This is a genomic window from Paenibacillus sp. CECT 9249 (assembly GCF_918697855.1).
In the GTDB taxonomy this organism is placed as follows: domain Bacteria; phylum Bacillota; class Bacilli; order Paenibacillales; family Paenibacillaceae; genus MSJ-34.
In genome coordinates this window covers 1-18127 of sequence record NZ_CAKKLI010000044.1, presented here as the reverse complement: position 1 = coordinate 18127, position 18127 = coordinate 1, and the positions used below count along the sequence as shown (strand labels likewise).

Sequence of the window (18127 nt, the reverse complement as noted above, 5' to 3'; positions counted from 1 at the left end):
TTGTTAATGTGCGAAATGGAAAGCGCTTGCACCAATCAAATGCCTATGATCGTAAAGGAGACCTCCCGCTATGAAGTTTACGAATCTTCTAAGGCTGATATCGCCTGCATTGAGCATTCAAGGAAAAATATTTATCGCATTCGGCCTCGTCACCCTTCTCTCGATCGTCTCTATTACCGGCATCGTCTATATGAACATGCGCGAGACGATCAAGCATAACGCGGTTACTTCGGTAGCGGACAGCATCCGGCAAGCGGATGAGTCGCTCAATGTGATGCTGGAGGAAATAAACCGGTTGAACACGGTCGTTGTGTCCAGCAAAAATACGGTCATCGATACGGTATTGAGCCCTACGGAGGAGATCAGCTACGAATGGTTTCAAGAGCAGAAGCGGATTAATGAATTTCTATCGGGCTTAATCGATTATAAGCCGTATATTACACGGATTGCCGTTGTCGGCTTGAACGGCAAAGTATTCTTCACCGGAGGCCCATGGATCGACCGTACCGTGCTCGGAACGCCGATGATGGATTATATGCTCCGCAACGGTTCGCGTCACGCCTACTTCAAGCCGACAGGCGGGGAGATGGAGGCAATCACCGTCGGCCGCGAGATTCGTTATAATCGCGAGACGATCGGCGTGGTCATGGTGGATTTGAATTATGATTTCATCAAAAAAACGTATGGCGTGAAGCCGACCGCAGACAGCATGCTGTATGTGTTGGACGAGGAGAACGGATTCGTCTACCAATCCGAATCGGCGCCATCCTCTTACGCTCCTTCCATCGAGACCGTTGTCAACATTAATCAGGAATTTGCGGGAATCGGCCACGCGGTAGAAAAGATGATCGAAGGAAGATCCTACATCGTCGTCAGCCGCATATCCGATTATACAGGCTGGACTACATTGGCGCTCATTCCGATGGATTCCCTGCTTAGCGAATCTACCAGAATCCGCAATTTGATGGCGGAAATATCGATCATCGTCTTTATCGTCGTCTTGATCGGATCGCTGCAGGTGTCGTCCCGGATCACGATCAATATTCGGCGGCTGAGATCGATGATGATGTTCGTGAAAGACGGAAATTTGACGTTCCCGAAAACGGAAATTAAAACGAAGGACGAGGTCGGGCAGTTGTACCGTGTCTTCGTCAGTATGGTGGAAGAACTGAAGCGGCTGCTGGAAGGGATCCGGATTAGCGAGAAAGAGAAGCGCGAGGCCGAGATAACCGCGCTGCAGGCGCAGATTCGTCCGCATTTTCTCTATAATTCGCTCAACACGATCAAGTATTTGGCCAAACTGAATGGGGCCCCCAATATCGAAGAGGTGTCCGGCTCGTTAATCGAATTGATGCGGGGCGTACTCGGAAATTCAAATGAATTTATTACGGTGCGGGAAGAGTTGGACTATGTATCCAGCTATGTATCCATCGAGAAGTACAAGTATATGGAGCCGATCCAGGTGTACACTCAGGTCGAGGACGAAGCCTTGCTGGAGTGCCGCGTGCTGAAGCTGATGCTGCAGCCTCTCGTGGAGAATGCAATCATTCATGGAGTCGGCCCGTCGGAGGATGGGGGATTCGTGCTCATTCGCGTCTACGAGGAGCATAACGATCTTAAAATCGAAGTGAACGACAACGGCCAAGGCATGACGCAGGAGCAAGCGGATCTTCTGCTGGGGGACACGGACAAGAAGGAGATTCCGTCGCGCTTCAGCGGCATGGGAATTCGCAACGTGCACGAGCGGATTGTTCGCATGTACGGCGAGCGGTATGGCATGAAGCTGTATAGCGAGCCGGGACGGTATACGAAGGTGGAGGTTACATTCCCTAAACTATCGAGTATGGATCAATCGGATAAAGAAGAGGTGGTCTGAGCATGTTTCAAGTGATGCTGATTGATGACGAACCGTTGGTGCATAACGATCTAGGGACGTTATTGGATTGGAGAAAGCATGGCTTCGAGATATGCGGCGAAGCGTATAACGGAGCAATGGCATTAACAATGATCGAGCAATCTCCGCCTCATATCGCCATCATTGATGTGAATATGCCCGACATGAACGGTGTCGAGCTCCATCGAACGATTCGGGACAGGTTCCCTTCCGTGAAGACGATCATGCTTAGCAGTTACGACGATTACGATTATGTGCGGGAGAGCTTGAAGAACGGAGCCGTCGATTATTTGCTGAAGCATCGCTTGGACGATGCGACGCTGTTAACGATGTTGAACAAAGCGGTCCGGGATCTGCAGCAGGAGGATCGGATGCATGAAAGCCGTGCGGCCCACAAACAATTAGCGGAGAGAATGAGTCCCGTCCTCATCCGCGACTATATAGCGGATCTCGTGAGAGGGAAGGCGGATGCGGCGACGGAGCTGGAAGCCTATGCGCGGAAGAACGGCTTGTATGCACAAGCGGTCGGCTACGCGGCGGCGGCGGTGCAGATCGTGCCGTTCCTGTTGCTCACGAAATCCTGCAGCGATGTACAGACGAACCGGCTGGTTCAACAAGCCGTCGACATGATGCAGCAGGGCTTGGGCGATATTCACGAGCGGTCTGTCGCTTATATGGGGGACGGTCGCTTGGTTGTCGTGTTCTCGTTCAAGGAGCGCAGCGAACATGCCGCCGCAAGCGAGGCCGGGAGACTGATGAGCAAGCTTCGGCATTCGCTTGAGCTATTCTTGAATTTGAAATGCATCTATGCCGTCGGGCATGTGTGCGGCAGCTTGCCGCAGCTTGGCTCCAGCTACCGCTCGGCCGAACGGGCGCTCGACCTCCCCCCTTCTGCAGAGCGGTCTGCGCCTCATAGGTCTTCCGAGAAACCGGATCAAGCGGAAGGAAGGGGAACGAGCGTCTTTACTCAACGCGTTTCCTTGACGATCGAGGAGCAGAAGCAGCTTCTGCTCGCCATCGAAAGGCTGGATAAGGAAGGCATGCACCGATTGATTGCATCCGTCTTCGTTTCCATTCGCCATCAGCCGATCCATTCCCATACGGTGCAGATGGTCGTCGGCGAGTTGTTGCATATCGGCGATAAAGCATGGAAGAGAGGGATGCCGACGGCTTTGGCCGAAGCCGTGACGGGGGAGCTGCCTTCCCGCAGCGATTTGGGGAAGATCGATAATATAGGCGAACTGGAGCAATGGCTGCAGCGCTATTACGACTGCTTGCTGAAACTGCTGCGGCAGCAGCGTGCGATCGGACCCTATTCCCGCCACGTGTCGCAGGCGATCGATCTGATTCTGGAAAAGTATCCGGGCTACATTACGTTGGAACTGGCGGCAGGCGCCATCGGCCTGAATCCCTCGTACTTAAGCAGAATATTCAAAGAAGAGACGCAATCGACCTTTTCCGAATATGTAAATCGAGTCCGCATCGAGGCGAGCCGCAAGCTGCTGGAGAGCGGCCAGTATACAATCAAACAAGTTAGCGGTCAAGTAGGCTTCTCTACGCACAACTATTTTTTCAAAGTGTTTAAGGAAGTAACCGGGATGACGCCGCATGCGTATCTGAACGGCTTGGGCGGGGGGAAGGCGGAGTGAAGCCGTCCGCGACCGCGGAAAAGAAGCGGCACGGAGTCGAGGGATTGTAAAAATTGTAGAGTAAATAGTCATATTATTATAATTTGCCCCCATTTCTGATGACTTATAATAATCACACGCCAACGGAAAACGCTTACAGCGTTGTTGTTTGGCGAATACGAAATATGGGGGTTACAAATTCATGCGTAAACGCTGGGGAAGATATGCACTCGTCACGATGATCGCATCCGGTTTGATCGTATCAGGATGCAGTTCCAATGCCGGTACGACCAAAGAGGGCGAGCCGGCCGCTCAAACCGGGAATGCCGTCAATGCAACCGGATTTCCAATTGTAGACCAGCCGGTCAAACTGAAAATGTTCACTCGAATCGCGCCCGTTAACGGTCCGTTCAAGGAAATGCCCGTTTTCCAGGATTACGAGAAAATGAGCAATGTGCAGGTGGAATTTATCGAAGCGCCGACGGACGGCTTCCAGGAGAAGAAAAACTTGCTGTTCGCGTCGAACGAGCTTCCCGATGCATTGTTCCGTTCCGGCATCTCGCCGCTCGAGGCGGTCCGCTACGGATCGGCAGGTCAATTGATTCCGCTGGAGGATTTGATCGATCAATACGCTCCCAATCTAAAAAAGCTGATGGAGGAATACCCGGAGATCCGTGCGGGGATCACGACTCCGGAAGGCCATATCTATGCCATTCCGGGCATTGTAACGCTCGGAGCGGCGCGTACGGATAAGAAATGGATCAATAAGAAATGGTTGGATAAGCTCGGCCTGAAGGAGCCGGAGACGACGGAAGAGCTGTACGAGGTGTTGGTTGCGTTCCGGGATCAAGATCCGAACGGAAACGGAAAGCCGGATGAAATCCCGATGACCGCACGGGCAGGGTTGCCGATCGTTCATATGATGAGCGGGTCGTTCGGACTGGATCTGCAGCTCGGTTACAATATCAACCTTGAAAACGACAAAGTCAACATTTGGATGGGCAACGACCGGAACAAAGAGCTGCTGATGTATCTCAACAAGCTGTACAAGGAGAAGCTGCTGGATCCGGAGGTGTTCTCGCATAAAGAAGCGCAATATTTGGCCAAGCAAGGGTCGGGCAATGCGGGATTCTTCTTCGACCAGACGAATAATAACTTCTTGTCGATCCAGGATCAGTATGTCGGAATCGCGCCGCCGGCAGGCCCGCACGGGGACCGGCTGCAAAGCCAGGCATTGCCGATCGCGCGCGATTTCGGAGCCTTTGCCATCACTTCCGTCAACAAATATCCGGAAGTCACGATGCGTTGGATCGATTATTTCTATAGCGACGAAGGCTCGACCATGCTTAGATTCGGCCGGGAAGGCGAGCATTATGAGCTGAGGGACGGAATTCCGTACTATAAAGAAGATTTTCTGGAGGATATTACGAATCAAGCGAAAATTACGCCGTACGCCGGAGGAGGGGCGCCGCACATTATTAGCGACAAGGTTGCCTCGTTTATTAATCCTCCGCAGGTACAAGAAGCGCAAAACAAGCTGGATCCGTTCATGCCGAAGGTTAAGTACGCGGCGCCGGTGTTTGACGAGCAAACCGCGCAGCAAGTGAACGTCTTGCGCAACGATATCGACAAATATTACGAGGAGCAAAGTACGAAATTTATTGTCGGTTCGCTTAGCTTCGATAAATGGGACGAATTCCAGGCGACGCTGAAGAAAATGAAAATCGACGAGCTGGAGAAGCTGTATCAGGACGCCTATGACAAGATGCAGAAATAATGCCGATCCCATCACGCATAAGGAGTAGATTCCCATGAAGAGCGCGCAAGCCAATGCGACGGCCGCTCCGCCTCGAACCGCTTCGAGACGCGGGGCGCGCCTGTTCAGACAGATGGCGAAACGGTATGACCTGTACCTCATGCTGCTGCTGCCGATCGCCTGGTATTTGGTCTTTCACTACGGCCCGTTGTACGGGCTGCAAATCGCGTTTAAAAATTTCAATCCGGCCAAAGGAATATTCGGCAGCGCCTGGGCGGGCTTCGAACACTTCGAACGGTTTTTCGAATCGTATTATTTCTGGAGGCTCTTATGGAATACGTTGTCCATCAATTTATTTTCGCTGTTGATCGCTTTTCCGATACCGATCTTGCTGGCATTGATCATTAACGAAATTCGCAGCAAAACATTCAGCAAAGTGCTGCAAAACATCACGTACATCCCGCATTTTATTTCGGTTGTCGTCATCGTCGGCATATTGACGGTATTCCTCTCGCCCACAAGCGGTCCCGTCAATAAGCTGATCGAGTTGTTCGGCGGCACGCCGATTCGTTTCATGGAGGAAGCGGGTTGGTTTAAAACGATCTTCATCGGATCGAACATATGGCAAAATATGGGGTGGCAATCGATTATTTATATCGCAGCCCTCAGCGGAGTGAATCCGCAGCTATACGAGGCGGCCAAGATGGACGGGGCTACGAGGCTGCAGCGCATATGGCATGTTTCCATGCCGGGGATCGCTCCCGTCATCGTCATTCTGCTCATCCTGGATATCGGAAATTTCATGAACATTGGGTTTGAGAAAATTTTGTTGATGCAAAATAATTTGAATTTGGAAGCGAGCGACGTCATCTCCACATTCGTCTATACGACGGGGATTTTAAAGGGGGAGTACAGCTATACCGCTGCGATCGGGCTGTTCAACTCGCTCATCAATCTAACGCTGCTGCTGCTCGTCAATCGTTTTGCGCGCAGAACGTCGGAGACGAGCTTATGGTAAAGGGAGGGATCGAGCGATGTCCAAGCAAGCAACAATAAGAAGCGCTTCGAGCGAACGGGTATTCGATGCGATCGTGTATGCCATAGCTGCAGTGATTATCGCTATTGTGTTGTATCCGCTGCTCTTTATTGTCAGCGCTTCGTTCAGCGATCCGGCGAAGGTGTTGAACGGGGAAGTATGGCTGCTGCCCAAAGGGGTCAACTTGGACGCCTATACGAATATTTTGCAAAACGCAAAAATTTGGACCGGATACCGCAACACTATTCTCTACACAGCGGTCGGCACAGTCATTAATATCATCATGACGGTCTTGGCGGCGTATCCACTATCGAGGCCGGATCTTCCCGGACGCAATGCAATCATGGTGTTCATTACGCTTACGATGTTTTTCGGCGGAGGGCTGATTCCAACCTATTTGTTGGTCAAAAACTTGGGGATGGTCGATACGATGTGGGCGCTCATCGTTCCCGGCGCGATCGCCACGTACAATCTGATCGTGATGAGGACATATTTTCAATCGAGCATTCCTTGGGAACTGCAGGAAGCCGCCCATATAGACGGTTGCTCGAATTGGCGGCTGCTCACGCACATCATTTTGCCTTTATCGAAACCGATTCTGGCGGTTATGGTTCTGTTCTATGCGGTAGGCCACTGGAACTCGTTCTTTAACGCGCTCATCTATATCCGGAGCGAAGATTTGCATCCGCTTCAGCTTGTGCTGCGCGAAATTTTGATGATCAGCCAGTCCGATGCGGTGGACGCAAACGTCGGATTGGAGGATAAAATTTTGCTCGCCGAAAGCATCAAATATGCGGTGATCATCGTCTCCAGTTTGCCTGTCCTGGTTATGTATCCGTTTGTGCAGCGTCATTTTGTGAAAGGCGTCATGATTGGGTCGATCAAAGGATAAATCCGCCGTTGTTTGCGAAACGCAGCCAATATTACTAACGAACTTATGGAGGCTTTTATTTTGAAAACGAACGCGACGATTACAATTGATTGCAGCCGAACGAGCGAGCATACGATCAATCCTTACTTGTTCGGGCATTTTGTAGAGGACATTCGGGACCATATGGACGCGATGCTCGCTTTTCCTGTGAAAGACATGGATTTCGAGAGCGAGGCCGAGACGAAGAGAGCGGTATCCGGAAGCTGGGTTGCCTATACGAACGGGCGCAATACCGAATACGCCCTGGAAGCGCCGGCCCCGAGACATTCGGGCCGCGCGCAGCGGATCCGCTTGCTGAGCGACGACGAGGCCTACGCCGGCATTGCGCAGAAGGTTGCCTTGAAGGGACCGATGGAGTACACGGTCCAACTTGTCGCACGGGCTTCCGTCGAGCTTCGCTACTTGTTCGTCGAAGCGGCGGACCGGCGCACGGGGGATACGCTCGGCCGGGTGCGCGTCGAACTGGTCAGCCATAACTGGCGGGAATACGAGGCGCGTCTGCCCGTATCCCGCGTATGCGCCGACGCCGAGCTTCGGGTATATATTCCGGCCGAGCACCCAAGATGGGCCGATCACGTCTCGACCGGCATGCTCTGGCTTGACCATGTGTCGCTCTTGCCCGCCGACAGCATCGGTATGGTCAAACGCGAGGTGGTAGAGATGGCGCGCGATCTGAACGCAGGGATGATGAGAATCGCGGGCAATTACATTAGCGCCTATCATTGGGAGCACGGCATAGGCCCCGTGCTGGAGAGACCGGTCATGTACAACGAGGCGTGGGGAGGGTGGACTTCCAAATATTTCGGCACGGACGAATTTATCCGCTTTTGCCGGGAGCTGCGGGTTGAGCCGCTCATCTGCGTCAACGACGGATCGGGTACGCCCGAGGAAGCCGCGCAATGGGTGGAATATTGCAACGGAAGCGTCGATACGCCGATGGGAGCGCGGCGGGCGGCGAACGGCCATCCTGAACCGTATCAGGTCCGGTATTGGGAGATCGGCAACGAAGTATGGGGTCCGTGGCAGGTCGGCACTTGTTCGGCCAAGGAGTTCGCGGAACGATGCGTTTCCTTCGTGCAAGCGATGAAGGAGGCCGACCCTTCCGTCTCGATCTTGGCTTGCGGGCATACCGACCAGGAATGGAACAAGGCTGTACTTGATATCGCGGGCGAGCATATCGATTATTTAACGCTGCATTTATATCACGGCTACGGACCTTTCGGGATGAACCGGGACACTCCGGCGGAGGAGCGTTATAAGGCGATCGCATCTTTCCCGGAGTGGACGCGCTACCATATTCGGCAGACCGTGGAGCATATTCAATCGAATGCGAAGCATCGCCATGTGAAGCTGGCTATCACCGAGTACAACACGATGTACTATCCGAATACGATTCGCAAAGGGCTGCCGAACGAGCATACGCTTGGCGCAGCGGTTGCCAACGCCGCCAACTTGAATGAAATGATTCGCTTAAGCGATACGGTGCATATCGGCAGCTTCTCCGATTTGGTGAACGGCTGGCTCGGGGGATGCATCCGCGTAGGCGACTATTATGCCGATCAATATTGCGGGAAGGAGGCCGGTTGGAGCGGGTTACCGCTTGCCGTATACGGAACGCCGACCTATGAAGTGCTGAAGCTTTACGCCAATCGGGACATCCGGCATCTTCTTCCCGTCGATGTCGAGTGCGGCACCTTCTCCGTCCTGTCGAATAAGCCGACGCCGATCGGGACGGATGCGCTTCCCGATTTGGACATCGCGGCCTGTACGAATGAGGACCGCAGCGTCGTCACCGTCTTTATCGTCAACCGCAGCTTGCAGGAAGTGAAAGCCGAGCTTCGATTGCAGTCTTTCGAGGCTTCCGCGGAAACGATCTTATACGAAATAACAGGCGATTCCTTCGACGATATCAATTCGGTATTCGAGCCGAATCGTATCGCCTGCAAGGCCAACCTTGTCCCTGCCGCCGCATGGCAGCGAGGATACCCGCTGCGGCCCGCATCCGTATACGCGCTTGAAATTAAGGCAAAGCATGCGTCGGGAGGTGCGGTATGACAACGAAAGCTTATACGAAGGATTACCCCAGACCGCAATTCGTACGCGATCATTGGTTGAATTTGAACGGCGAATGGAGCTTTCGCTTCGATGACGACAATGCGGGGGAGCGGGAGAAGTGGCAAGAGAAGTTTGCCGGCACCCACACGATCACCGTGCCTTACACATACGAAACGAAGGCGAGCGGGATCGGAATCGAAGCATTTCATCCGCAAGTATGGTACGGCAAATCGGTTCATATTCCGAAGGAGGCGGAAGGCAAGCGGGTGATCTTGCATTTCCAGGCGGTCGATTATATCGCCAAAGTGTGGGTCAACGGCGCGATGGCGGGCCGGCACCAGGGCGGCTATGCGGCTTTCTCTTTCGATATTACCCCGTATCTCGTCTTCGGAGCCGACAACGAGATTACGGTAAAAGCGGAGGACAGCGACAACTGCACCCAACCGCGGGGCAAGCAGCGTTGGATTAAGGACAATTTCGAATGCTTCTATGTCCAAACGACCGGCATATGGCAGACGGTATGGTTGGAATATGTGGAGGAGCAGCGGCTGGACGCCGTCAAGATGACGCCGGACATCGACCGTCAGGCCGTCCGTTTCGATTACGAAGTGACCGGGGTGGATGCGGGCAAGGAGCTGAGGCTGGAAGCGATCGTCACCTTGAAGGATAAGCCGGTGAAGCGGGTAAGTCTGGCGGTGGACCGACCGTGCCTGACGGTGGAGGTCGACTTGATCCACGAGGCGAACGGGCCGTGGAAGAAATGCCTGTGGTCGCCCCAGCGTCCGAATCTGTACGATGTCGAGTTTGTGCTGTATGCGGACGATCGCGTGGTCGACAGAGTATTCTCCTACTTCGGGATGAGAAAGATCTCCATTGAAAACGGGAAGGTGCTGCTCAATAATACGCCGATATACCAACGGCTCATTCTGGATCAGGGATATTGGACGGAGAGCCATTTAACGCCGCCGAGCGAGGAAGCGATCATCGAAGATATCGACAACATGTTGGCGATGGGCTACAACGGCGTTCGCAAACATATGAAAATCGAGGACGCCCGTTTTCTATACTGGTGCGATGTGAAAGGGCTGCTGGTATGGTCCGAAATGGCCGCAACCTTCGAGTTTCACGATCGCGCGGTCGAGGCGTTTACGCAGGAATGGCTGGAAATCGTCCGGCAGCAATACAACCATCCGAGCATTATCGCCTGGGTGCCGTTCAACGAATCGTGGGGCGTTCCGACGATTCTCCGCGACCGGAGGCAGCAGAAGTTTACCGAGGGCATCTATCATCTGACAAAATCGATCGACCCGTATCGTCCGGTTATTACGAACGACGGTTGGGAGCATACCGTGTCGGATATTGTGACGCTGCATGATTATGTCGAGACCGGGGACGGATTTTTGAAGCGATATGCGAACAACAAAGATGCGATCGTGAACAATGAAACGACTTGCAATCAATGGAAGTATGCCATGGCCGAAGGGTACGGGTACCAAGGGCAGCCGATCATCATTAGCGAGTTCGGCGGGATTGCGTTCCAGTCGGATCAAGGCTGGGGCTACGGCCGTCAAGTTTCATCGGAAGAGGAATTTGTGAAACGGTTCGGCGGCCTCACCCAAGCGATCAAGAGCGTGGATTATATTTGCGGCTATTGCTATACGCAGTTGGCCGACGTCCAGCAGGAAATCAACGGCCTTCTAACGGAAGACCGCAAACCGAAAATTCCATTGGCCAAAGTGAAAGAGATTAATTTATCTTAAACTCATGAAACGCCAATCAAGGGACCCCGCTTGCAGGTCTTCACCGACCGCAAAGGGGTCTCTTTTTCGCTTATCGGACATCTTTCCTAAAAACAGTATAAATTTCTTTTGAAAACGGTTTATAATGAGGGTAAACGGGGACGGGAGTCCTATTCTTATCGCGGCAAAACATTTATGATTTGAGGTGAACCGATGATTGTAAGCGTTATCATCAAGTTGATGGAAGAAGACCGGAAAATTTACGAATTGCTGAAGCATTGTCCCTACGAGATTATGCGGCAATGGAAGCTATGCGAATACCCCGGCGGAGAAACCGTATTCCGGCAAGGCGATGTGGTAGACCGTCTCTACATTATTGTGGAAGGATCGGCGGATATTAACATTGTGGCGGAGAACGGGCGGGAATATTCGCTTGCCGTTTATCGGAAGGGAGATATTATCGGCGAACTGGAAATTTTCGAACGGAAACCTTTCGTTTGCAACGTAGAGGCGCTTACCGATCTGAAGCTGATCGGTTTGGAACGAGAAGCCTTTTTCCAATGGTTGGAATTGGACATGAACGTCAATCGTCAATTCATCAAGTATTTGTCCAAATTATTTTATAATCTGTCGCAAAAGGCGGGTGATGACACACTTTATTCCCTATATCACAGAGTTTGCGGTTATTTGGTCGAATGTTTGGAGCAAGGCGGCAAACGAGGCGGCGAAGTGCAAATCAATGTGAATAAAAACCAGCTCAGCAGCCGGTTTGCCGTCACGCAACGCAGCGTCAACCGGGTATTGCAAAGCTTGAAGGAGAAAGGAATCATCGAGATCCGCAGTCAAGATATTATCATTCGCGAGATCGCGAAATTAAGAGAAGAGGAACGAACGAGCAAAATGCAATAACGCCAACACGGACAGCTTGAAAGTAGGTGGCATCATTCGTGACAAACTTCATTCAACCCCATATTCGCATCGGAGCGGACAGCGGCGCCGAGTATGTGATTTTGCCCGGCGATCCGGGACGGGTCGCGACCGTGGCGCGATTTCTGGAACGGCCGCGGGAGCTGATGGTTAACCGCGAGTACCGCACCGTATCCGGATGGTACAAAGGGGTGAAGGTGCTTGTAACGTCGACAGGGATCGGCGGCCCTTCGCTGGGCATTGCGGTAGAGGAACTGAAAAATATCGGCGTCACGACGATGATTCGCATCGGCAGCTGCGGCGCGCTGCGGCAAGGCTTGCGCTTGGGCGATCTCGTCATCGCCGCCGGAGCGGTCAGGGACGACGGAACTTCCGCCGCCTTTGTGGAAAGCTCGTATCCGGCGATTCCCGACTACCGTTTGCTGCATCGGCTCAATCAGGTTTCCGCCGAGCTGCATGTCCCGCGCCATTGCGGAATCGTCCGCAGCCACGACAGCTTCTATACGGAGAGGGAGGATGATATTTGCCGGTATTGGGGCAGCCGAGGGGTGCTGGCAGCCGATATGGAAACCGCGGCTTTATTCGTCATCGGCGGTATAAATGGACTGCGAGTCGCATCCATATTAAATGTAGTCGTAGAAGCCGGAGGTGATGTGGAGAAGGGAATTAACGAATACGTCAATGCGGATGAGGCGTGCAAGCAAGGAGAAGAGCGGGAAATTGAAGTCGCGCTGGAAACGATAGCGTCAATCGACAAATTGAAATGATATGAAAATTCGATGAGGAGGCAGTAACCATGAATACGAAACAAAACGTTTGGTCGTTTCGCTTCTCGACGGCGGCGTTAGTGTTGATTCCCGTAGCGGTCGGCATCAACTATATCGGCAAGCTGTTCGCCGGCGTGTTGAAATTGCCTTTATGGCTCGATGCGATCGGCACGGTATTATCCAGCATGTTGGCGGGACCGATTATCGGCGCTATATCCGGGCTGATCAACAACATTATTTACGGCTTGACCGTCGATCCGATTTCTTTCATTTATGCGCTGACGAGTGTATTTATGGGCCTGGTCGCAGGTTATATGGCTATGAAAGGATGGATCGGCAGTTGGGGGAAAGCGATCGTGGTCGGCTTGACGGTCGGCTTGACGGCCGTCGTTATCTCCACGCCGTTGAATGTATGGTTCTGGGGCGGCCAGACGGGCAATATTTGGGGAGACGCGCTGTTTACGTATATGATGGCGCAAACGGGCTCCATCTGGCTCGCTTCTTTCCTCGACGAGCTTGTGGTCGATTTGCCCGATAAGCTCATTACCGTGCTGGCGGCGTACGGCATTTACCGCCTGCTGCCGAAGAGCTTGACTTTGCTGTACAAAAACAACAATAGAACGGAATCGATCGACTAGAACGCGGGTTCACGGCAACAAGACAGAAAGACGGTGAAGTCCTTGAAAGCAATGAGTTTATACGTAAGCCGCCGGTCGGCGGTGCATGACGTTGATCCGATTACGAAACTGTATTATGTGGCGATGGCGATCGTTCTTCCGTTTATCATCCCGTCCTTCCATGCGGCATGGGTCTGTCTGCTGGTTAGCGCAGCACTGCTGCTGATTGGCAAAGTATTGCGAAACGCCCTGCCGATGCTGGGCTTCGTCGCCTTCGTACTGTCGACGGTGATCGTCATTCAATCGTTATTTTATCCCGGCAACGAACACGCGATGTTCTATATCGGTTCGCTCGGCTGGTATGAAGAAGGGTTCCTGTACGGACTTGGAATCAGTTTCCGCGCGCTCAATATCGTATGCGCATTTGCCATTCTCGTATTGACGGCCAAGCCGTCCGATCTGGTAGAAGCGCTTGTGCGCAAAGGGTTGTCTCCGCGCATCGGCTACGTGATGAGCTCCGTATTTCAAATTATTCCGCAAATGGTGGCGACGATGGGGACGATTACCGATGCGCAGCGGTCGCGGGGCATGGAGACGGAAGGAAATTTGCTGGTGCGGACGAAGGCTTTCCTTCCGCTGCTCGGCCCGGTCGTATTAAGCTCCTTGCTGAATACGAAGGAACGGGCTCTCGCCCTGCAAGTGCGGGGATTTAACGCCTCGGGCGCCAAAACCTTTCTATACGAACAACAATCATATCGTTACAGTACGCATCTGCGCTGGGCTTTCGCCGGCATCGTGCTTATAGCGGTCGTTTGGAGGATTGTAGCATGAACAAAATCGTCGTAGAGCATTTGAAATACCGGTACCCTCTAACGGAGAAGCTCGCGCTTGACGATTTATCGTTCGAAGTGGAAGCGGGACAGTTCATCGGTCTCGTCGGTCAAAATTTGGCGGGCAAATCCACGCTGTGCCAGGCGTTAACCGGGCTTGTGCCTCATTTCTACCACGGCGGGTACGGCGGGAAGGTCATCGTGGACGGCCTGGAAGTCGGCAAGTCGGATATCAACGATATCATTCAGAAAGTCGGCATCGTCTTTCAAAATCCGTTTACGCAGGTTACCGGCTCCAAATTGACGGTATACGAAGAAATCGCGTTCGGTTTGGAAAATATGGGCGTTCCCCGCAAAGAGATGATCGAACGAATCGATCATGCGCTGGATCTGCTGGACATCGAACCTTACAAGGATCGCGCGCCCTTCGATTTATCCGGCGGCCAAATGCAGCGCATGGCCATTGCCGGCATCATTGCGATGCGGCCGCAAATTATCGTGCTGGACGAACCGACGTCGCAGCTCGATCCGCAAGGCTCGGAGGAAGTGTTCCGCGCGATTCAAAGCTTAAGCCGCCAAGGAATGACCGTCATTATGGCGGAGCACAAAATGGAGAAGGTCGCGCAATATTCCGACCGCATCCTGTTGCTTCACGAAGGGCGGCTGATCGATGACGACAAGCCGGAGAAGGTATTCTCCAGGGACGATCTGGCCGCGTACGGCGTCGCCGCCCCTGTATATACCCAAGTATGCAAGGCGCTGCAAGCGAAACCGGCGGCTGAGCCCTCTTATCCGGCCACGCTGGACAAAGCTTATGAAGCGTTGGCAGGTGATGCGTCATGACGAATATTCGCGTGGAGAACGTTTCGTTCGCTTACGGCAGAGGAGCCGACATGATTAAGAAGATCGACCTGGAGTTGGATCATCGGTCGACCGCGTTGATCGGCCAGAACGGAGCGGGCAAAACAACGCTGGTCAAATTGTTGAAAGGGCTGCTGAAACCGGGCACGGGCGACATATTCGTGCGCGGGATCAATACGAAAGAAAGCACGGTCGCGCAGTTATCCCGGCATATCGGGCTTGTATTTCAAAATCCGAACGATCAACTGTTCAAACGAACGGTGCTAAGCGAGGTCATGTTCGGGCCGATCAATTTGGGGCAGGCCGAACAAGAGGCCAAGCAACAAGCGCTGCAAGCTTTGGAGCGGGTCGGCCTCGGAGACAAGCTGGAAGTGAACCCGCATGATTTGGGCCTATCGGAGAAAAAGCTGGTCAGCATCGCTTCCGTCGTCGCGATGAATACCGATATTATCATATTGGATGAGCCTACCATCGCCCAGGATTTCGCCGGCAAAGAGCGGATCAGGCAGATCATCCAATCGTTGAAGGAGGAAGGCAAACTCGTTCTGACCATTATTCACGATATGGATTTTGTGGCCGAAAATTTCGAAAGAACGGTCGTATTGAATCAAGGAACCGTGCTGTTGGACGGGGCGACCCGGGACGTGTTCTCGCATAAGGACTTGCTTCGGCAAGCTTGCCTGGACATTCCGTACGTTACGCAGCTAGCGGAAATGTTGGGCGCACCCCGTACGATGCTTACCGTCCAAGAGCTGATTGAATGGAAAGGTCAATCGAGCGAACGGAGGGTGAACGAAGTCAAATGAGAACCTATGTGAAAACATGGCTCGTCTCGTTAGTCGCCGGCTTGTTGATCGCAGGCGCCGCCTTGCCTTTGACCGGACAGGCCGCGGCTTCTCCTGCCGGGGGGGCGGCGGGAGCGCTGAATTTCGTGGGGGAGCGATATGAGAAAAGCGCGCATCCTTTATCCGAGACGACGCTAACGATTATTCACGACTCGCATTTTCACGGTAATTTCTATACCGCAGACGATGCGCTGAATATTGCGAATTATTTCGGACTTATCAATCATATTCGGGAGAAAGCGCCGCATTCGCTCGTGATTTTCAACGGCGACGATACGGCCACCTCGCTGTTGTCGACCGCTTTTCAGGGCCAGCATATGATCGACGCGTTGAATGCGATGAAGATTGACATCGACACGTTCGGCAATCACGATTTCGATATGGGGCCGGACCAGCTCAAAAAATTGGTCGGCGCGAGCAAATTCCCTTGGGTCAGCGCCAATGTCGTCGATAAGGACGGGAACATGTTCGCCCATGCGGAAGGGGCCAAACCGTATATCGTTAAGGAAGTGAACGGCGTGAAGGTCGGTCTTACCGGATTGATTACGGAGGAAACGCCGGCCATCACCACCGTCGGCGACAACGTCGTCCTGAATCCGGTGGAAGCGATGAAGCAAGTGGTGCCGCAAATGAAGAAGGATGGCGCGGAGCTGATTATCGTCGCTTCGCATTTGGCCAGTCCGGAGGCTAGAATCGTGGCGCAAGAGGTCGACGGCATCGACTTGATCGTCGGCGATCATGCGGCTTTCGCCTACGAGATGCCCGAGAAAATTAACGATACGCTGCTGTGGTTTATCGGCGACGAGTATACTTATTTGGGCGAAATCAACCTGCAAGTGAAGGACGGCGGCATCGCCGATTTCAATTACCGCCGTTATACGCTGGAGGACGAAGTGAAGGAAGAAGGATTTAAGCCCGATCCTGCCGTGCTGAACATCATGAACGATTATAACGGGCGGCTTGAAAAAGAACTTGAAACGGTCATCGGCAAGACGGACGTCGAATTGAATATGATGAAGGCCGTTCAACGGCAAGGCGAAACGCCGATCGGCAATTATGTGGCCGATACGGTTCGGGAATATATTCAGGCCGACGCAGTCATCGTCGGCGGCGGGGATATTCGGGCGGACTATGTGCTGCCTCCCGGACCGATCACGAAACGGAATGTGATGGAGACGCTCCCGTTCCAGAATTACTTGGTGAAGCTGGAGTTGACCGGCGAAGTGTTGCGGCAAGCGCTTGAGAACGGAGTTAGCGAGATTGAGTCCGGAGCGGGACGGTTCCCGCAAGTGAGCGGCATCGAGTTCAGCTTCAATCCGAACTTGCCGCAAGGATTCCGCGTCGTTGACGTGAAGGTGGGCGGCAAGCCTTTGGATCCGAACGGCGTTTACACGCTTGGCACGACGGATTACCTGGCCGAGGGCGGAGACAATTACGATATGCTGACGAAAGCGAAGGTGCTTGTCGACGGCCATGCCGGTCCGCTGATTTCGCTCCTCGTGCTGGATCGTATTCAAGAGCAGGGCGCGATCGCGCCGAAGATCGAAGGCCGGATCGTTCGCACCGACCGCAAGCCTGAAGGATATCCGGCATTTGCCGATATCGAAGGCCATCCTTACTTGCCGAGCATTGTGAAGCTGTACGCGCAAGGGGTGGCGAGAGGGCAAAACGATACGGCGTTCGCTCCCGACGAGCCGATTACGCGCGCGCAATTCGCCGCGCTCTTGACTCGAATCGTGGGCCCGGGAGAAGCGACCGAACCGTCCGCTCCGCTGCCGTTCCAGGATGTGGAGAACGGCGACTGGCATTACGAGGCGATTCGGGACGCTTACCGCCAAGGACTGATGCAAGGCGTGACGGAGGAGCGATTCGCTCCGGCGGACCCGATCACGAAGGATGAGCTGCGGCTAATCCTGCAGAACGCGCTGAAAGTGTTGCATATCGACGCCGACGCGGATTCGCTCATGGAGGCGCTGAAGGATGCCGAGGCGAAGGACCGTATGACGCGGGCGCAGGCGGCCGCGGCATTGGATCGATTGATCGGGGTGCTTGATTCCAAGTAAGCTGCAGAGCATTAGGGAGAACGGCTGTGGGAGGCCGTTCTCCTTTTTTTGACATTATAGAATTTATAAAATTTTGGGGTGGGCAGGGCTTCCGCCTCGTTTTTGTTTTTGGTAAGGTTAGGATATGGAGACGAACGTGCTAAAACGAATCTTCTTTGATGAACATGGACATTGGGAT

At 53.3% G+C, this 18127-nt stretch carries 14 protein-coding genes; all 14 read left to right on the top strand.

Translation table 11 applies throughout. The annotated features are described in order from the left end of the window. Nucleotides 1-70: 70 nt before the first annotated feature. The 14 genes from LQ229_RS21775 (at nt 71) to LQ229_RS21710 (ending at nt 17949) form a co-directional block, all read left to right on the top strand. The gene (locus LQ229_RS21775; protein WP_230192909.1) at nt 71-1876 is read left to right on the top strand and encodes a sensor histidine kinase; all 1806 of its coding nucleotides are present in this window, start codon (nt 71-73) and stop codon (nt 1874-1876) included. 2 nt (nt 1877-1878) lie between these two features. Continuing rightward, nucleotides 1879-3543 (top strand): response regulator, encoded by a 1665-nt coding sequence (locus LQ229_RS21770; protein ID WP_216537680.1) that lies wholly within the window; start codon nt 1879-1881, stop codon nt 3541-3543. A gap of 181 nt (nt 3544-3724) precedes the next feature. Beyond that, entirely contained in the window at nt 3725-5299 is a 1575-nt protein-coding gene (locus LQ229_RS21765) for an extracellular solute-binding protein (protein WP_230192908.1), read from the top strand. 34 nt (nt 5300-5333) lie between these two features. Next, nucleotides 5334-6296: an ABC transporter permease subunit gene (locus LQ229_RS21760; protein WP_216537678.1), complete on the top strand. Its 963-nt coding sequence runs from the start codon at nt 5334-5336 to the stop codon at nt 6294-6296. Between the two features lie 16 nt (nt 6297-6312). Then, entirely contained in the window at nt 6313-7206 is an 894-nt protein-coding gene (locus LQ229_RS21755; protein ID WP_216537677.1) for a carbohydrate ABC transporter permease, read from the top strand. A 60-nt stretch (nt 7207-7266) separates the two neighbouring features. Further along, the gene (locus LQ229_RS21750) at nt 7267-9300 is read left to right on the top strand and encodes an alpha-L-arabinofuranosidase C-terminal domain-containing protein (protein WP_230192907.1); all 2034 of its coding nucleotides are present in this window, start codon (nt 7267-7269) and stop codon (nt 9298-9300) included. Beyond that, nucleotides 9297-11060 (top strand): sugar-binding domain-containing protein, encoded by a 1764-nt coding sequence (locus LQ229_RS21745; protein ID WP_230192906.1) that lies wholly within the window; start codon nt 9297-9299, stop codon nt 11058-11060. Before LQ229_RS21750 ends, LQ229_RS21745 begins: the two co-directional genes overlap by 4 nt. A gap of 192 nt (nt 11061-11252) precedes the next feature. Next, a complete protein-coding gene (locus LQ229_RS21740) occupies nt 11253-11948 on the top strand; it encodes a Crp/Fnr family transcriptional regulator (RefSeq protein WP_216537674.1) in 696 nt (231 codons plus the stop codon). Nucleotides 11949-11986: 38 nt separating this feature from the next. Continuing rightward, a complete protein-coding gene (locus tag LQ229_RS21735; protein ID WP_230192905.1) occupies nt 11987-12733 on the top strand; it encodes a nucleoside phosphorylase in 747 nt (248 codons plus the stop codon). Nucleotides 12734-12762: 29 nt separating this feature from the next. Then, nucleotides 12763-13371 (top strand): ECF transporter S component, encoded by a 609-nt coding sequence (locus LQ229_RS21730; RefSeq protein WP_216537672.1) that lies wholly within the window; start codon nt 12763-12765, stop codon nt 13369-13371. A gap of 42 nt (nt 13372-13413) precedes the next feature. Continuing rightward, nucleotides 13414-14181, top strand: coding sequence for an energy-coupling factor transporter transmembrane component T (locus tag LQ229_RS21725; protein ID WP_216537671.1), 768 nt, complete (start codon nt 13414-13416; stop codon nt 14179-14181). Further along, nucleotides 14178-15023 carry an ATP-binding cassette domain-containing protein gene (locus LQ229_RS21720; protein ID WP_216537670.1) on the top strand — a complete coding sequence of 282 codons (846 nt, stop codon included), beginning with the start codon at nt 14178-14180 and terminating at the stop codon, nt 15021-15023. The genes LQ229_RS21725 and LQ229_RS21720 overlap by 4 nt, the downstream gene beginning before the upstream one ends. Further along, a complete protein-coding gene (locus LQ229_RS21715) occupies nt 15020-15847 on the top strand; it encodes an ATP-binding cassette domain-containing protein (protein WP_230192904.1) in 828 nt (275 codons plus the stop codon). The genes LQ229_RS21720 and LQ229_RS21715 overlap by 4 nt, the downstream gene beginning before the upstream one ends. After that, nucleotides 15844-17949, top strand: a complete 2106-nt coding sequence (locus LQ229_RS21710; protein ID WP_230192903.1) for a 5'-nucleotidase C-terminal domain-containing protein — start codon at nt 15844-15846, stop codon at nt 17947-17949. The genes LQ229_RS21715 and LQ229_RS21710 overlap by 4 nt, the downstream gene beginning before the upstream one ends. Nucleotides 17950-18127: the final 178 nt, after the last annotated feature.

Coding starts and splice junctions, on each gene's coding strand:
- LQ229_RS21745 (WP_230192906.1), top strand. CDS start 9,297: ATGACAACGAAAGCTTATACGAAGGATTACCCCAGACCGCAATTCGTA.
- LQ229_RS21710 (WP_230192903.1), top strand. CDS start 15,844: ATGAGAACCTATGTGAAAACATGGCTCGTCTCGTTAGTCGCCGGCTTG.
- LQ229_RS21740 (WP_216537674.1), top strand. CDS start 11,253: ATGATTGTAAGCGTTATCATCAAGTTGATGGAAGAAGACCGGAAAATT.
- LQ229_RS21775 (WP_230192909.1), top strand. CDS start 71: ATGAAGTTTACGAATCTTCTAAGGCTGATATCGCCTGCATTGAGCATT.
- LQ229_RS21720 (WP_216537670.1), top strand. CDS start 14,178: ATGAACAAAATCGTCGTAGAGCATTTGAAATACCGGTACCCTCTAACG.
- LQ229_RS21715 (WP_230192904.1), top strand. CDS start 15,020: ATGACGAATATTCGCGTGGAGAACGTTTCGTTCGCTTACGGCAGAGGA.
- LQ229_RS21755 (WP_216537677.1), top strand. CDS start 6,313: ATGTCCAAGCAAGCAACAATAAGAAGCGCTTCGAGCGAACGGGTATTC.
- LQ229_RS21770 (WP_216537680.1), top strand. CDS start 1,879: ATGTTTCAAGTGATGCTGATTGATGACGAACCGTTGGTGCATAACGAT.
- LQ229_RS21730 (WP_216537672.1), top strand. CDS start 12,763: ATGAATACGAAACAAAACGTTTGGTCGTTTCGCTTCTCGACGGCGGCG.
- LQ229_RS21765 (WP_230192908.1), top strand. CDS start 3,725: ATGCGTAAACGCTGGGGAAGATATGCACTCGTCACGATGATCGCATCC.
- LQ229_RS21760 (WP_216537678.1), top strand. CDS start 5,334: ATGAAGAGCGCGCAAGCCAATGCGACGGCCGCTCCGCCTCGAACCGCT.